Genomic DNA, 16,310 nt, shown 5'->3' with positions numbered 1-16,310 from the left:
ACTGTCGAAGCGGTACTGCCAGGGGAATAGACATCATTAACTATCGACGTCATTTTTCATGTCCAGCGGAGCCCTTTCGGGTAATGATTTTTCAACTGTCCTTCGGCGACTTTTCCCCACCCGATGGGATAACCGCTTACCGTGACGATCGTCCATCCCCCATCCCGGTTGGGCACAGACAGGCTTTCTCCTCGCAAGTACCGGTATACCTCGTCACTGTCCGGCGATAGATCGACGCTCTTTTTCCATTCCCCCGGAGAAAGAGCAAGGGCCAGTGCATGGGCCGGTTCAAAACGTCCTTTTTTAATCGTTCCTAAATGCAAACCTGTTCGGGTGACTTTCAACCGTTCCAAAGAGGGAAGTTCTTCGGAGACCGCATAGAGTTGATCGCCAAAAAGCAGATAAGGGCCTTGCGGGACTGTATTCAGGCTTTCTTGACAAAACCTTTCGTACCAGCGGTACACATCGGCGGGCAGGGATGGAAGGCTGGCAGACAGGTTTTGCTCCTTACGCCCTCGATCGGGGCCTTTTTTTGCCTTAGCGCTCTCTCTGCTCGCTCGGTTTACCGATGGCCCTATCGCACTATCAAGGGAGTTTCTTTTTCGCAGCCGGGCGATAAAGTGCCCTTCCCCTCGGAGTTTGTGAGGCCAGAGCCGGACCGTGTGAGGAAGCGTAGCCGCTTGAAAAAATTCGGCGCAAAGTACCGGTTCCAGGGTAAACTCCGGGTACATCTCCAAGAACGTTTCGATCTGTTTTTCGTTTTCCTCCGCTGAAAAGGTACAGGTCGAGTAGACCATGACCCCGCCCGGTTTGAGCATTTTCACGGCTTCCGGGAGGATCTCTTGTTGCAGCGCGGCACAGTGAGCTACTTTTTCTTCCGACCAGTCCTCGATCGCTTCGGGCAGCTTTCGGAACATTCCTTCGCCAGAACAGGGCGCATCGACGACGATGCGGTCGAAATATTCCGGGAACCAGCGGGAGAGTTTGTCCGGCGGTTCGTTCGTCACGAGGATATTGCGGGCACCCCAGCGTTCTAAGTTTTCCGATAGGGCCTTGTTGCGCTTCGGGTGGATTTCGTTCGCCACAAGCAGCCCCTCGTGGCGAAGATATCCAGCAATCTGGGTGGCCTTTCCACCGGGAGCGGCACATAAATCCAAAATGCGTTCTCCCGGTTCCGGTTGAAGTGCTTCTACCACCGCCATGGCGCTCGGTTCTTGGATATAGTACAACCCGGCGGCGTGGAAGGGATGTTTTCCCGGGCGCTGTCCTTCCTCGTAATAATAGCCAAAGTCACACCAGGGAACAGGCGTGGGGGTGACGGGGATGGAAGGGAGAATCTCCGGATTTACCCCTTTTAGCGGATTCAGTCGAAGTCCCTGTGCCGGATTCTCCTGATAGCTCTGCATAAAACGATTAAATTCATCTTCCGGCAATATTTGCTTTATTCTAGATTGAAACTCTTCCGGAACGTTTATCATCATACACCTTACTTCTGCTTTTATTTGCTTGCATTGACTTCAACGTGAGACTTTAGTACGCTCTTTATGTGTTTCCGCAATAGCCGGAGCGTACTTAAGGAGAAGGACATGATTAAGGGAAATAGGCTTATGAGCCGGCGCTCCTTTCTTGCCGCTGGCGTCGGCGCTGCCGCCGTCGGTGCCTTGGCTTTGTGGGAAAGCAAGCGTCACCATCTATTTTATCAAAAACCGGTAAATCAGTGGACGCCCCGTTCTTTACCGGAAGCACCGGATATCGAGCTGCGCAGGCATCCTTATCCTTATCGGGCGAGTATGAGCATCACCTCGGACATCGATGGCTCATCGCCCAAAGAGTTCGGCATGATCCACCAGTTTTTAAATACCGACCGGGAAACCGAAACCGGAAAAGGCCTCGGCCTGGATGTGGGCAACTCCTGTTGGATGGTCGTCGATTCGGACTGGCCCGGTACCATCGACCGCGAGGGCAAGACCATACGCCAGCAGATGAGTTACTGGAGCAGTATCGCTATGAAGGAAGAGTATGCGGCGCTGTTGATCCGTAAATATACCCGTTGCGGTTGGATCGACTCGGTCCACAGCTACGGTGATTTTAACCGGAACGACCCCGGCCCGACTTCTTTCACCCGCGCTATCGCCGAACGAAGCATCACTGAATGGAAACGCCGGGGATTACAGTATACCGTCTGGATCGATCACGGAAACAGTTCCAACGTGCAGAATCTGGGGCACAAAGGGTCTCCACGGACTTATCAAGGCGGTGATGATCCTTCATCTCCCTATTACCATACAGACTTGTTGATTCCCTACGGGATCCGTTTTGTCTGGCATTCCGCTAGTTCTGCCGATGAGGTTGATTTTAGCCGTTCCGATCTCATTTATCCGATTGTGCTCGGTGACGGTCAAAAGGTCTGGGGTTTTCATCGTTACTCTTGTGCGAAACATTGGTTTCCCAAAAACCCCGATTTTCTCTGGAGCCCCTACCTGCTGCAGCGGCAAGTAACCGAAGATAATCTGTCTCGGTTGATCGAACATGGCGGTTTTTGTTCCCTTGCGCAGCATTTAGGCGGCCCTATCGATCTGTATCTCGCTTTTCCTGAAGAAGCACTGGGGCCATTGCGCCGGATTTCGGAACTGTTCCATCAAGGGACTTTGTTGGTCGCACGAACCTCCCGGTTACTGCGTTACAATCAGGTCAACAACTTTTTGCGGTTTCAAGTCCAGGCCGATAGCGAAGGTCAGTCTATTATTCTAGGTACCGTTGATGATCCCCATTTGGGCAGCTTCAAACCATCCTTCGACGATTTACGCGGGACGACCTTCTATTGCAACGATCCTTCAACGGTTCGACTCTTTTATGGCGATCGGCAGATTCCTGACCAGTTCATCACTCGAAATCCTGCCGATCATACAGGACGGCCGAGCATCTCCCTGCGCTGGTATGAACCGGATTACTCCGATTACTATGAGTACGGACAAGGATTGGCCTATTAGGATCGTCGAGGTAATCGGACGATCGACGACGATAAAGGGACATAAGTGTGTTATCCATCCATGGTCTTTTCTAGCGAATTATGAGAGATGTAGAAAATGGCTAGGCGTACGCCTAGCCATTTTCTTATTGTGCTTGTTTTGATTTTAACCGTTGAATAAACCCGTTCAGACCGTCACTCTGTGCGACCGGGATCCGGGCGATCGCTTTAAGGTTGTTCTTATGTTTGATTTTACTCATGCATAGACCCATGCCGTAGCCTAATTCATCCATCGTCTGCATGACTTTTTCATCATATTCTCCGTAAGGGTAAGCCAGTGCATAGACATCCCAGCCATAACGTTGCTCGATAAAGGTTTTCGCTTGCCGCAAGTCTTCTTTTACGCGGCTGTTGGCTTCTTCTGTCGTCTCCAGTTGGCCGTTCGCCTTCTTTATTTTTGTGATCAGTACTGAAATTCCGTTCACCTTATCGTGAGAATCAAAGGTGTGCGATTGTACATCACAAAGTCCGCTAGCGACCATCTCATCCATCTGCGGCCAGGAAAGGTAGTCTGACTTATCGGGAGCGTAGGGTTTGTTGGACTTCTCAAATTGTAACCAATTCACCACTGGGAAAATGGTAAAGGGATAGTTATGTTTCTTTAAGACGGGATAGGCCAGTTGATAACTCGATTCATACCCGTCATCGAGCGTGATGACAACCGGTTTTTGAGGCAACGGCGTTCCGTTTTTATAATGATCCCAAACTTGACGCAGCGCCACCACGTGATAGCCTTCCTGTTGCAAATAGTCCATCTGCTCCGAAAAATCGTCCACATAGACAGCGACTGCCTGCTTGGGCCAGTAGCCTCGCGGGGCAAAATGGTGATACATGAGCATATAGATGGGTTCTCCCTTTTTTAGAAAAGGCCCTTGGTCCTGCGGCTGTTTTGACTCTGTCTGTGTCGATGCTTGGGGTACCGTGGATTCGGTAGATGATGGCGACGGCGGTGCCGTTTTCGAACATCCCACGATCAGTAAGAACAGAAAAAGAAACAGTCCAGTATAAAGAAAGTATTGTCGGTATCGATACCCGCCCGACTTTGTAAGCATTATTTACGCCCCTTTTCGCGGATTCGGTTGAGTGTCTGCCATGCGTTCCTCCAACTCCCGGATGCGTTGGTTGAGCAACGCCACTTCTTGCACGACCCGGGTGTGCTTGGAGTCTAATTTGGAAATGATCACAGAAAAATGCAGGATCAAAGAAAAGCAAAAGATCAGGCCGAAAAAGAACAATGCCGCCGGTGCATAGTAGATGCCCAGGGCTTGGGCAATCCATTCTAGGAGTTCATGTTTCAACGACAGCAGCAGCATGAGAGCGGCCACCAAGAGCCAGAGGATGGAGTACTGCTCTTTTAAGGAATAGCGGCGCACCATTTCCAGGACAAAGCCGAGGAAAATGACGCTGATAACGGTGGCATAGTTGTAAACAGTCAACTCCATCGGTTAGGCCCCCTTGAGCTTTGGCCGTACCACATTGATCAAGATCGCCAAGAGCACTTTGATCATATAGTAAATCGATTTGAGCGGTGTAATCGAAGAGGTGCCCGCTTGTCGAGCATCCATGCCTACGGAGACCTCGGCGATGCGAAAACCGGCTCGTTTCAGCAAAACGAGTGCTTCCACTTCCGGGTAGTCCGTCGGATAGTTACGCCCATAGAAAGCGATGATCTCCCGATCGACGGCGCGGTAGCCGGAGGTTGTATCGGTGAACTTTTGACCCGTAATCAAGCTGACGACCAACGAAAAAATGACCATGCCCAGACGGCGCATGATCGTGGAACGATAGGCTGTTTTTTCTACGTACCGGGATCCGACGGTCATGTTGACATCCCCACGAATCAGCGGGGCGAGGAGTCTAGGCAGATCATCGGGATTATGCTGTCCGTCGGCGTCAACTTGGACGGCGATGTCATAACCGCGGCGATGAGCGAAGATATAACCGGTCTGCATGGCGCCACCGATACCTAAGTTGTGGGGCAAGTCGATCACGGTGACGCCGTTGACGCTCCGGGCTGCCAGGGAAGTGTTATCCTTAGATCCGTCGTTGATGACGACAATATCGTATTGTTCCGGCAAAGCCTGGATTTTGCGTAAGACTGTAGGTATGCTGTTTTGTTCGTTATAGGCCGGTATGATGATGAGCACTTTTTTCTTTTCCATCGGGCCTCCTCATACTCCTGCGGCCTTGGACAGGTTGCAGCCATTATCTGTATAAGCGCAGGACAAGGATAGCATAGTGGCCGGTAATTTTCAATGTGTGGACTCTCTTGCTCACCTTCTCAGGAATTAGGCGGACGTGCACTAACTCATGAAAAGGAAAAGATCCTAACCTTCACCTGCAGTTAGGATCTTTTCCGTTAAATAAAGGGTTCAACCAAAAGCTCACTTTACTGGTTCAAGCAGAGCTCACCCTTTAGAATCCGTTACGGTTATATATAGATGGTTCCATGAAACAAGTTCCTTTACCGCTTGAAATCATCCTTTACACGATCTTGGTATCCCTCGGTATGCAGGAGCCGGTGGGCCAGTTCACTGCCCGGATGACCAAGAATCTCCCGGTAAAGCAGTTGGACGACGGGGTTCTCGTGGCTGTAGCGCAAATTTTTGTGGCTGTCGATGTCATAGAGAGCGTCGGCACGGTCATGACGATAATCGAGGGAGACTTTCTTATGATCGCGGCCGCCGAGGATCGGTTGACCGCCGCCGCCGACACAGCCGCCGGGACAAGCCATCACTTCGACAAAATCGATCCTCTCCCCGGCCTGAATCGCCTCAAGGACGCGACGGGCGTTTCCTGTCCCGTGGGCGACAGCCACACGGATGTCATATTCGCCGAGATTGACATGGAGCAGTTTTAAGCCTTTTTCCCCGCGAACCTCCCGGAACTCGATCGGCGCCGGTTTTTCCTTGTCGCTCTGCCCAGTTCCATTGCCTAAAAGGACCCAGCTCGTCGTCCGTAATGTGGCTTCCATGACACCGCCCGTGGCCCCAAAGATCGTTCCCGCACCGGTTACTTCCCTGAAGGCCGAATCAAAAGGTTCATCGGGCAGCTCAGAAAACTCGATGCCAGCCTCTCGAATCATGCGCACCAGTTCCCGGGTGGTTAAGACATAATCCACATCGGAACGTCCATCATGACCATGCTCAGGGCGGGCAGCTTCATACTTTTTCGCCGTACAGGGCATGACAGCAACGGAAACGACCTTCTCCTTGGGAAGGTTTCGTTCTTGATGGTATGTGTACCGCGTCAAAGCACCGAACATAGACATGGGCGATTTGCAGGTCGAGAGGTTCGGGATGAACTGGGGATAGTGATGTTCGACCAGCTTGATCCAGGCTGGGCAGCAGGACGTGAAGAAAGGCAACTGACCGGCTTGAAAACGGTGCAAAAACTCATAAGCCTCTTCGACGATCGTCAGGTCCGCCGCAAAATCTGTCGCCAAGACCTGGTTGAATCCGAGGCGGCGCAGCGCCGCTACCATCTTGCCGGTCACTTTTGTACCCACAGGCAGCCCGAAGGCTTCTCCTAATGTGACCTGGATGGAAGGAGCTGTCTGGACAACCACATGAACTCCCGGGTCGGCGAGGGCTTTCCAAACATCGTCGATGCATTCTTTTTCCGTGAGGGCACCGACGGGACAAGAGAGGACACATTGACCGCACATGATGCAGTCCACATCGCCCATATCCCGGGAAAAGGCCGGGGCGATGATCGTATCAAAGCCGCGATTTTGGGCGGCGATGACACAGTTTTCCTGAACCTTGGCGCAGATGTTTTCGCAGCGACGGCAATGGATGCACTTGTTGGGATCATGGCGAATGGAAGGGTTATTCTCCTGTATAAGGAGTTGGTGGGCTTCTCCATGTACCTCAACGCGACGGATCCCTAGATTATCGGCGATGTTTTGCAACTCACAGTTGAGGTTGCGGATACAGGAGGTGCATTCGCGCGAGTGGTCCGATAAAATCAGTTCGACCACGCGCTTGCGGGCTTTGCGGACTCGCGGCGTGTTCGTGTACACTTTGAGTCCCTCTGCCACCGGGTAGACACAGGAGGCTTGTAAAGATCGCTGCCCCTCGATTTCCACCAGGCAAACCCGGCAGGCGCCGATCGCGTTGATTTCCCGGAGGTAGCAGAGACTGGGAATCGTAATGCCCACTTCCCGGGCCGCATCTAGCACCGTTTTGCCCGCCTCGATTTCGACAGGGCGTCCGTCGATTTCGAGGCGTACTTTTTGAGGACCGAAAAAATTCGAGGGATGGGTATGTTCTTTAGGATGCATTTCGTTAGGGTCAAATCCCAGCATCCCCGGGAAAAAGGACCGTTCCAGATCGAGCTTCATCGTTCTCCCTCCTGTGCGATCACATGGACCGGACATTTTTGGGCGCAAGCGCCGCAAGCAATGCACAGCTTCGCATCGATAGCAAAGGGCGTCTTGCGAATCTCGCCGGAGATGGCCTTTACCGGGCACACTTTCACACAGAGCCCGCAGCGACGGCATTTCTCCCCGTCGATCCTATACTTGCCTTTCGGCTTTAAGGCTGGGCAGACACCGGCAGGACAGCGTTTTTCTTTGATGTGGGCTTCGTATTCATGGCGGAAATGACGCAGGGTGCTCAACACTGGATTCGGTGCCGTCTGTCCTAAACCGCAGAGGGAGGCTTCCTTGATGTCGTGGCCGAGTTCTTCCAAGAGCTCAAGGTCTTTCATGGTTCCCTTGCCCTCGGTGATACGGGTGATAATCTCTAACAGACGGCGGGTGCCGATACGGCAAGGAGTACACTTTCCACAAGACTCATCTTGGGTGAATTCAAGATAAAAACGGGCGATATCAACCATACAGTCCGTCTCATCCATGACGATGAGCCCGCCGGAGCCCATCATGGAGCCGATTTTCATCAAGCTGTCGTAGTCGATGGGAATATCGAGATACTCAGCCGGTAAGCAACCGCCAGAAGGACCGCCGGTCTGAACAGCCTTAAACGCTTTGCCTTTGGGAATACCACCACCGATGCCATAGATGATGGTACGCAGTGACGTCCCCATCGGCACTTCGATGAGTCCCGTATTGTTGATTTTCCCGGCCAAGGAGAAAATCTTTGTTCCCTTGCTGCCGCTCGTACCCATCGCAGCGTACCAATCGGCACCCTTACAGATGATTTGAGGGATGTTGGCATAGGTCTCCACATTGTTGAGCAGCGTCGGTTTGCCCCAGAGGCCGCTGACAGCGGGATAGGGCGGACGGGTTCGCGGTTCGCCTCGTTTGCCGCTTACCGAATTCAGCAAGGCCGTCTCTTCACCGCAGACAAAAGCACCCGCACCTAGGCGAATCTCGATATCAAAGGAGAATCCTGTTCCCAAGATGTTTTGACCGAGCAGCCCGGCCTGGTGTGCTTGATCGATGGCGACTTCAAGGCGGTGAACAGCGATGGGATACTCGGCCCGAACATAGACAAAACCCTGCTGGGCACCGATGGCATATCCGGCGATCGTCATCGCTTCAAGGACGGCATGGGGGTCGCCCTCGAGTATGCTCCGATCCATGAAGGCCCCCGGGTCGCCTTCATCGGCGTTACATACCACGTATTTTACGGTTTCTTTTACGGCAGCCGTATAGGCCCATTTTCGACCTGTTAAAAAGCCGGCACCTCCCCGGCCTCGAAGACCGGAACAGGTGATCGTCTCGATCACTTCTGTAGGCTTCATAGCGGTGAGCGCTTTCGCCAGGCCGAAATAACCGCCGCTGGCAATATACTCATTGATGTTTTCCGGATCGATGATGCCGCAGTTGCGCAGAGCGACCCGGATCTGAGGATGGAAGAACTCGTTTTCATCGATGGTCTTTCGAGATGCTCCTTCGGGCGGGTGTTTATAGAGAAGGCGTTCTACCGTCTGTCCCTGAACGATGTGGCGTTCTACAATTTCCGGCACATCGTTGGGAGTCACTTGGCAGTAAAAGACGCGCTCCGGATGAACGACCAGGATCGGTCCCAGTTCACAAAAGCCGAAACAACCTGTATGTACAACAGCAATTTCCCCATCTAAGCTCTGCGCCTGTAGTTCCCGCCGCAGGGTGGACTGGATTTCCGCGCTACGGGACGACGTACAGCCCGTACCTGCACAGACGAGGATCTGGTGCCGGTATGACTTCGCCGCTGGCACTGCTGCCAAGGTATGATCAGCTTTTTGGAATACCCAATCTGGTACTTGATCAGGGTGCATCCGCTGGATGTATCGCACAGCATAGCTGTGGCGGATCTGTTCTAACCGTTGCAGCGACAGCACGGGTCCTATGATCGGTTCTGCTTGGCTTGGCGGTAGGTGATTTTTCAAACTGTCCGTTTTATCGGTTACAGTATTGGTACCCGTATCGGCTTCCGTTGTTGTGCCACCCTCCTGATCACGCTGTCGATATTGCCGAATCAGTTCAGGCACGTCAGAGGCTTTGACCCTGCCGTGGACTTCCCCATCGATAAGCACCGCCGGCGCCAATCCGCAAGCACCGACACAGCGTGTATTTGTCAACGTAAATAGGCCATCGGCCGTCGTCTGATCCATGTCGACGGCCAGTTCCTTTTTGATCGCTTCGAGCACATTGGGAGCGCCCTTGACATAGCAGGCTGTACCCAGGCAGACGCTGATTGTATGTTTACCCTTCGGTTTCGTCGTAAAGAGGCTGTAAAAGGTGACTACACCGGCCACTTCACTGAGAGGCAAGCCAACCTTATCGGCGATATAGCCGAGGATATCTTCGGGGAGGTAGCCATACAGTTCCTGTGCTTTCTGCAAAATGCGAATCAATTGGCCCGGGCTATCCTTGTACTGGCTGATGATTTTATTCAGATCATCGAGTCGTTCCATAGAAGCGCTCCTTTCCATTGGCTGCAGACAATAATCGGAAAATTTCAGTATACCGAATAATTTTACGTATAAGTGAATTATATCACTATTCAGATATTTATGTTCGTACAATTACAAGTTCTTTTGTTGCTTTTTCATTCAAATTACTTATATCATATCGAACACCTATGTCGAAGCGTTTTTGGGGAATCTCTGTAATTTTTTTAAAAATATATACATGCAACCGAATGAAAACATAAGGAGAGCGACCTAATGCTTTAAGTCGCTCTCCTTATTGCTGCTATGAAACAATCGTCGAAACAATCGTCGTTGATGTTCCTCGATCGCTTACTTGTCTTTCGGTGCTTACCTCTCTTTCGGGATCTTATGATACCCTTTTTCCCCGTACGGTTGCAGTTTGTCCATCCAGATTTCCTCGAGCATCTTCAACTCTTCTGTGCAATCGCGGTTGACTTCTTCTGTCGGTTTGATCTGCTCAAGCACTTCAAAGGTAAACTGATCCGCTCCATAGGTGTTCCAATCTTGTTGCAACTCTTTGTTCCGGTGAGCCCCATGCATCAAGGTAAACCGGTTTTTGTTGAAGGCCGCCGAAAGATTTTTGCTGGTCTCGATAAAGACCTTCCCCGTTTGCTGATTCTTGATCTGAATGATCCCCATATCTCGAAAGGACTCTTTATATTCCCGTTTAATCTGAGAACGTCGTTCTTTATCCATGCTGTCTCCCTTCTCTGCTTGAACTTGCTCCAAACTATCATCCGAATTCCCATCGGCCTTGACCCAATAGGCGCTGCCGTCGTCGGCTCGTTCCATGAAACCATAGTCGATGAAACAACGGCGGATAATGGCATAGTCGGGGTAAACTTCTTTAATGATCTCGTTGACCTCTTTTTCGTTGTATTTTCGGTTTTGTGCAAACTTCCTGATCAGGTGGTTCAGAATGATGATTCTTCGCTTTTCCTTGTCCGGGAAACGGGTCAGCGGTCCCTCTAGCCCCTCTTTGAAACAACTGCGCAACACCTTCTCGGCCTCTGCCTCCGTAATCACCGGAGATGCAGTGCCGCCTTTCGGGTTCCCCTTGGTGTCTTCGGACTTGTCTCTCTTATCGAGGGTGTCTTTCAATAACTCCATCATGGCTAGGAAGGCTTTGGCCTGCCGTTCCTTTTCCTTTAAGTTAAACCGGTGGTTTCGTATTGTTGAGGCACTGCCGCCCAGTTCGTCACAGATCTCTTTATCGCTGTAGCCCTTATAGAAGAACGTCAGCAGTTTTTTCTGGTGATCCGTGATTCCAGTGTACTTTTTATCTAACCCGAGCAGGACTTGAAACATCGATCCATGTTCCTGGGCCACATGCAGCTTCGCCGACTTTTCCGCATCAAAAAAACGGTCCTCTATCGGAAAAACCTGTCCTTGCAAAAAGGCGGCGCCACAGACGATACAAACGAAGCTTTCCATTTTTTCATCCCAGCGATATCCGCGTTTTATCTCGTCCAAGTTAGCCTCCCAAAAAGAATCGTTATTCATAGATGTTATCTCCTTTAGTCCGTTAATACATAGACATAATACGAAAACGTTTGCTTTTTGTCAACACCCCGGCGCCTGGGTTTCTTTACAAAAGCCTTTGTGCCTTTTCTTTGCCCGGTCAATATAAAAAGCAAGCTGGCCCGGAAGAGTCATCGGGCCAGCTTGCTTATACCCAAAAAACGGCTTTTCTGTTTCAACATCTGTCTTCCAAACAAGTGGAGCCGCCCTATTTTTCAAGCGGAAGTTAGGTGCTTAGTGGTACACTGGGTTCAATAGGCACTACCGATGCTGAATAAGGGCTGCCTACTGAGGGATCGCTTGAATGGCCTCAACATCCCCCTGGAAGACTCCTTGTAAAAAGGAGGCCATCTGGTCCGCCCTCACCGGCACCGGATTGGCACGGGTCGATCCCTTCATGGCGTTTTCCTGGAGGTTCGAAAAGTCTTTTTCAAAATTTTCTCGAGAAATTCCTGCTTCCCGGAAGGAGGAGGGAATTTGCAGCGTCCGGTTCAATTGCTCGACCGAATCGACGAAGTCATCACTGCCGATGCTATGGGCTAATCGCTGCAATTTCAAGGTCACTTCCCTATCGCGTCGATTGAACCGCAGCACATAGGGCAATAAAATGGCATTGAGCAACCCGTGACCGAGACCGAACCTGCCGCCGACTGCGTGAGCGATACCGTGGGCCATTCCCAATCCGGCATGATTGAAAGCCAACCCGGCCATGCACTGGTACAAATGCATCTTATCGCGGCTTTCCGGGTCTTTTTCCAGGTAAGAAGCCGGTAGATTGGCAAAGATCCCCTCTACAGCGCCCCGGGCTAAGGGCTCCATAAATGCGCCCATGTTCCGGTTGATGTAGCTTTCGACGGCATGAGTCAGCGCATCCATGCCTGTCTCGGCAACCACATGGGGCGGCATAGACATCGTAATCTCTCCGTCCAGGATCGCAATGTCCGGGATCATGGCCGTTGTTTTCAGTCCGATTTTCAAGTTCTGTTCTTTGAAAGTGATGACCGACGCTTTGGTTACCTCACTTCCCGTGCCGGAAGTGGACGGGATGGCCACAAGGGTCAGCTTCTGCCGCCGCTCAGGAAGCGGGACGGTGAGGACATTTTCAAAAGTAATCTGAGGGTATTCATAAAAAAGGCTCATCACTTTGGCCGCATCGAGCGCAGATCCGCCCCCGATGGCGATGAGCACGTCCGGCTCAAAGGCTCTCATCTGTTCGAGTCCCTGTAACACGATGCTGGTGTCTGGATTGGGACCGATGCCCGAAAAGACCGATGTGGCACATCCCTTTTGCTGAAATATCTCTTCAATACGGCCGATGGCACCGTTGGCAAACATCGATTGCCCACCAGTGACGATCATGGCTCGTTTGGCTTCCAGCGTTTTTACGTGTTCTATGGAGCCTCGCCCCGCGACGATAGCCTGGCCTCCGAGTACGATTTTTTCAACCATTGAAACTTCATCCTTTTTCTAAAAAAGTTCCATCTAATTCCCACGTTCATCATACCCGTCCAATTCTACTGACAACAGCCACAGTCCTCCTATCATTAAAGAAAGGAACTTTACTATGCAGAACAACGGAAGGAGCACCCGGGAAAAGAAAACAGTTCACGCGATGATTCAGATCTATTGTGACGCCCACCATGGCCATGACGGCGGCCTCTGCCCCGATTGCCAAGAGTTGATCAACTATGCCTTCGCTCGCTTGGAGCGATGCAAATTTGGTGAACAAAAATCGACTTGTGGTAGATGCCCGGTTCACTGCTACAAAAAAGATATGCGGGAGAAAATCACCGCGGTCATGCGTTTCTCTGGACCTAAAATGCTGACGAAACATCCCATCTTGGCCTTTTGGCATCTCGTCGATGGAATCGGAAAACCTTAGTTCTTCCCTTCCTCTGTCGATGCAATCATCGATTCAATCAGACCGACAAAAATACCGACCAGCTGCGGATCAAACTGTGTGCCCGAAAAACGCCGCAGTTCCGCCACCGCCTCCTGAGGCGTCAAGCTATGTCGATAGGGCTGGTTATGGGTCATCACATCGTAGGCATCGACGATCGCTAAAATTCGGGATTCAAAGGGGATTCCCTCACGGGCTAATTGTTGCGGGTAGCCGCTGCCATCCCAACGCTCATGGTGAAATAAAATCCATTCCGCCACATGGGCAATTTCCGTCTTCAACTGGGCGATCCGGTAGCCGACTTCACTATGGCGCTGAACCTCCAAATACTCCTCCGGGGCCAACATACCCTTTTTACCTAAGATATCCCGGGAAACGGCCACTTTACCAACATCGTGATATTCACCGGCCAAGCGCAAATTATCCACCTGGTCTGCCCGTAATCCGGCCGCCGCACCGAGACGGGCGGCTAAATCGCCGACGCGCTGCATATGTCCCATCAAATCTCGTTCTTTCGTGTCCAATTTCATGGTCAACGCTCGAAGGATGATTTTGCGGACCCGGCTCTTATGGCGCATCTTCTCACGGTACATGTTATCGTCAGCGTCTCGAAACACTTCTATCATGCTTTTTTCCGCGCCAACTTTTACGGCATACCCTAACGACACGTAATGGGGCAGTTCGGGATGGACGACGTTCAGTGCATCAACGGCGAGGCGAATTCGTTGGCTGATGCGTTGCGCCGCCTTCCCGTCCCCCTCCGGCAAAAGGATGGCGAACTCATCCCCTCCGATGCGTGCCACCACATCGCTCGCACGGACACAGCGCGTAAGCGCTTGGCCGATACCCGTCAACAGCATATCCCCCACGGGATGTCCTAAGGTATCGTTTACACTTTTCAGCCCATCGACATCGCAAATAATGACTCCGACCGGCGATGTAGATCCGGCCAAACGGCTCATTTCCTCTTGAAAATGGGCTCGATTGTACAAACCGGTCAACGGATCGTGGGAGCAATAATAGCGAAGTTGTTCCTCCATCTGTCGCCGTTCTGTCATGTCCCGCCCGATTCCGACCATACCGATCACATCACCGGCTGTCGTCCCGATGGGAGACAGGGATATGTGGTAGAAGCGCGTGCCTTCGGGAAGGTGCATAGTCCACTCGACGAAGATGGAATCCCCCCGCTGTGCCCACAACTGGGGTTGTTCACCGTCCCAAAAAGGCTCGGTGTCAGCAATTACCTGACCGATATGCTTTCCGATGATTTGAGTCGGGCTGTTGTCAGCCGCCTCCGGCCATTTCCCGTAAGTTGCAGTAATTCGTCCTTCCATGTCTAAGGTAAAGACTAGATCACGGATAGACTCGACAAGGGTGCGGAAACGCGCCTCCTTCTCCCGTACCGCTTCATCAGCCAATTTTCGCCGGGTAATATCAACCACCGTCCCCAAAATGGCCGGCTTCCCTTCGTAGCTAACTGGTGCACCCAACACTTCCAGGTAGATCGAGGTGCCATCCTTTTTAATGCCTCGAATCTCGTAAGGGGTCGGTTCCTCCTGGCTCGTCAATCGACGGCGAGCATCTTCTTGAACCTGCTCTCGGCTTTCCGGATGGATCAGTTGCAGGTAGTTGGACATAGCTAAAACTTCTTCTTCGGTATAGTCAAAAAACTCAGCGAACCGTGGGTTTACGAATTGGAACCGGTCATTTTGCAGGACGTAAACGCCGAAAATCGCGTTTTGAACGAGACTTCGGTATTTCGTTTCCGATTCCATCAAGGTCCGGTTCGATTGGTTAAGGAGTTCCATGTCCCCCACGATCGTCGTCGCCATCTGCTGAATCGTGTGACAGAGCAAACTCAACTCTCGCGGCTCCGACTTGCAGCTATCGTCACATTTCAGTTGTTCATACTTTCCCGCCTGTATCATTCGGGAGACTAACATCATTCGTTGGATCGGCATCTCAATCCGTTCGGATACACGGCGTATGGACGGCAGCACTACCAGCAGAAGGATGACATAGGTGCCAAAGAACAAGGCGATCTTCCGATAAAAGGGACTCAACAGTTCCTGTTCATCCATTTCACTGATGACGGCCCAGCCGAGTTTCGGTATAAATTGAGAGACACCGATGACTCGCTGACCCCGGTAGTCCCGGTAGGCAGAGCCCTCTATCTCACCACGCAACACCTTTTGAAACCCTTCTGTATTGACCATGTTCAATTCAGGCAAGGGATTTTGGCTGCTGTCACTATAGGAAAAACCGGAACGGGTGATCATCTTTCCTTCCCTGTCGACGAGATAGGTTTCTTCCTCTTCGCCAAAACGGTAATTCTCCATCAGTAAAGCGATCGTCGAAAGGTTTACTGTTCCGATCACCAAGCCTTTAAATTCTCCGGTTTCGTTGAATAGAGGCCAAGATAAGGTGACAACAGGCTCCCCGGTAGCTCGGCTGATCAGCACATCGGAAATATGTTCTTGCCCTCGTAAGGACCTATGAAAGTAATTGCGGTCCCGTACGTCGACTGGTTTTTCCAGGGGATATTCGATTTCCGTCAAGCCTTCTGTATTCACAAAAGCGACCCAACTGAAATCGCTATGGTTGCTCAAAAAGACTTGAAAGTTATGTTTTATCATGGGTTTATCCAAGTGTTGGACAAATTCCATTTGAGCTAAACCACGCAACTCGGCCGCCTTTTGGGTAAACCAGTTATCGATGATCTCCGTTTGCATGGAGACAGTATGGTTGATATGACGGAACGCCTCGTGCTTTTGATCGTCATATTCGTAATAGGCAATCAATACCGTCAAAAGTGCCGGAATAGCTAATAAAAAGAGTGTGAAAAAACGTAAAAGTCCACGCAGTGATCGAATATCGAATAGCTCTTTCCCTTTCGAAAACCACCGTTTCACGCCTATCGTCTCCCGTGCCGCCTTATTTCTTTACATAAGCCTGTTCATACGAAGGAACATTCATCAC

The 16,310-nt window shown here is 51.3% G+C and carries 11 protein-coding genes; 2 read left to right on the top strand and 9 right to left on the bottom strand.

Annotation, left to right across the window (positions count from 1 at the left end):
- Window positions 1-56: 56 nt before the first annotated feature.
- Window positions 57-1,481, bottom strand: coding sequence for an RsmB/NOP family class I SAM-dependent RNA methyltransferase (locus GJ688_RS13430; protein ID WP_407928957.1), 1,425 nt, complete (start codon window positions 1,479-1,481; stop codon window positions 57-59).
- 105 nt (window positions 1,482-1,586) lie between these two features.
- Here GJ688_RS13430 and GJ688_RS13425 point away from each other — a divergent pair, with 105 nt between their 5' ends.
- The gene (locus GJ688_RS13425) at window positions 1,587-2,990 is read left to right on the top strand and encodes a hypothetical protein (RefSeq protein WP_170291976.1); all 1,404 of its coding nucleotides are present in this window, start codon (window positions 1,587-1,589) and stop codon (window positions 2,988-2,990) included.
- A gap of 124 nt (window positions 2,991-3,114) precedes the next feature.
- Here the strand turns inward: GJ688_RS13425 and GJ688_RS13420 are convergent, their stop codons facing one another.
- The 7 genes from GJ688_RS13420 to GJ688_RS13390 all read right to left on the bottom strand — a co-directional run bounded on the left by GJ688_RS13420 (window position 3,115) and on the right by GJ688_RS13390 (window position 12,880).
- Window positions 3,115-4,080 carry a polysaccharide deacetylase family protein gene (locus GJ688_RS13420; RefSeq protein ID WP_155477068.1) on the bottom strand — a complete coding sequence of 322 codons (966 nt, stop codon included), beginning with the start codon at window positions 4,078-4,080 and terminating at the stop codon, window positions 3,115-3,117.
- A 3-nt stretch (window positions 4,081-4,083) separates the two neighbouring features.
- Window positions 4,084-4,470 (bottom strand): DUF2304 domain-containing protein, encoded by a 387-nt coding sequence (locus GJ688_RS13415; RefSeq protein ID WP_155477067.1) that lies wholly within the window; start codon window positions 4,468-4,470, stop codon window positions 4,084-4,086.
- A gap of 3 nt (window positions 4,471-4,473) precedes the next feature.
- The gene (locus GJ688_RS13410; RefSeq protein ID WP_155477066.1) at window positions 4,474-5,190 is read right to left on the bottom strand and encodes a glycosyltransferase family 2 protein; all 717 of its coding nucleotides are present in this window, start codon (window positions 5,188-5,190) and stop codon (window positions 4,474-4,476) included.
- 302 nt (window positions 5,191-5,492) lie between these two features.
- Entirely contained in the window at window positions 5,493-7,313 is a 1,821-nt protein-coding gene (locus GJ688_RS13405) for an NADH-dependent [FeFe] hydrogenase, group A6 (RefSeq protein ID WP_207708815.1), read from the bottom strand.
- Window positions 7,314-7,369: 56 nt separating this feature from the next.
- Entirely contained in the window at window positions 7,370-9,892 is a 2,523-nt protein-coding gene (nuoF, locus tag GJ688_RS13400) for an NADH-quinone oxidoreductase subunit NuoF (protein ID WP_207708814.1), read from the bottom strand.
- A gap of 345 nt (window positions 9,893-10,237) precedes the next feature.
- A complete protein-coding gene (locus GJ688_RS13395) occupies window positions 10,238-11,413 on the bottom strand; it encodes a DUF2087 domain-containing protein (RefSeq protein ID WP_155477064.1) in 1,176 nt (391 codons plus the stop codon).
- A gap of 303 nt (window positions 11,414-11,716) precedes the next feature.
- Window positions 11,717-12,880, bottom strand: a complete 1,164-nt coding sequence (locus GJ688_RS13390; RefSeq protein ID WP_155477063.1) for an iron-containing alcohol dehydrogenase — start codon at window positions 12,878-12,880, stop codon at window positions 11,717-11,719.
- Between the two features lie 115 nt (window positions 12,881-12,995).
- On the opposite strand from GJ688_RS13390, the gene GJ688_RS13385 reads away from it, so the two are divergent.
- Complete coding sequence (locus GJ688_RS13385) at window positions 12,996-13,313, top strand: nitrous oxide-stimulated promoter family protein (protein WP_155477062.1); 318 nt, start codon at window positions 12,996-12,998, stop codon at window positions 13,311-13,313.
- Here the strand turns inward: GJ688_RS13385 and GJ688_RS13380 are convergent.
- Window positions 13,310-16,243, bottom strand: a complete 2,934-nt coding sequence (locus GJ688_RS13380) for a diguanylate cyclase domain-containing protein (RefSeq protein WP_155477061.1) — start codon at window positions 16,241-16,243, stop codon at window positions 13,310-13,312. The two genes, GJ688_RS13385 and GJ688_RS13380, sit on opposite strands and share 4 nt — an antisense overlap.
- Window positions 16,244-16,310 lie beyond the last annotated feature (67 nt).

This window comes from Heliobacterium mobile, assembly GCF_009720735.1.
Lineage (GTDB): Bacteria > Bacillota > Desulfitobacteriia > Heliobacteriales > Heliobacteriaceae > Heliobacterium > Heliobacterium mobile.
Note: the sequence above shows the minus strand (reverse complement) of the source record. Positions and strands in the feature narration are given on the sequence as shown.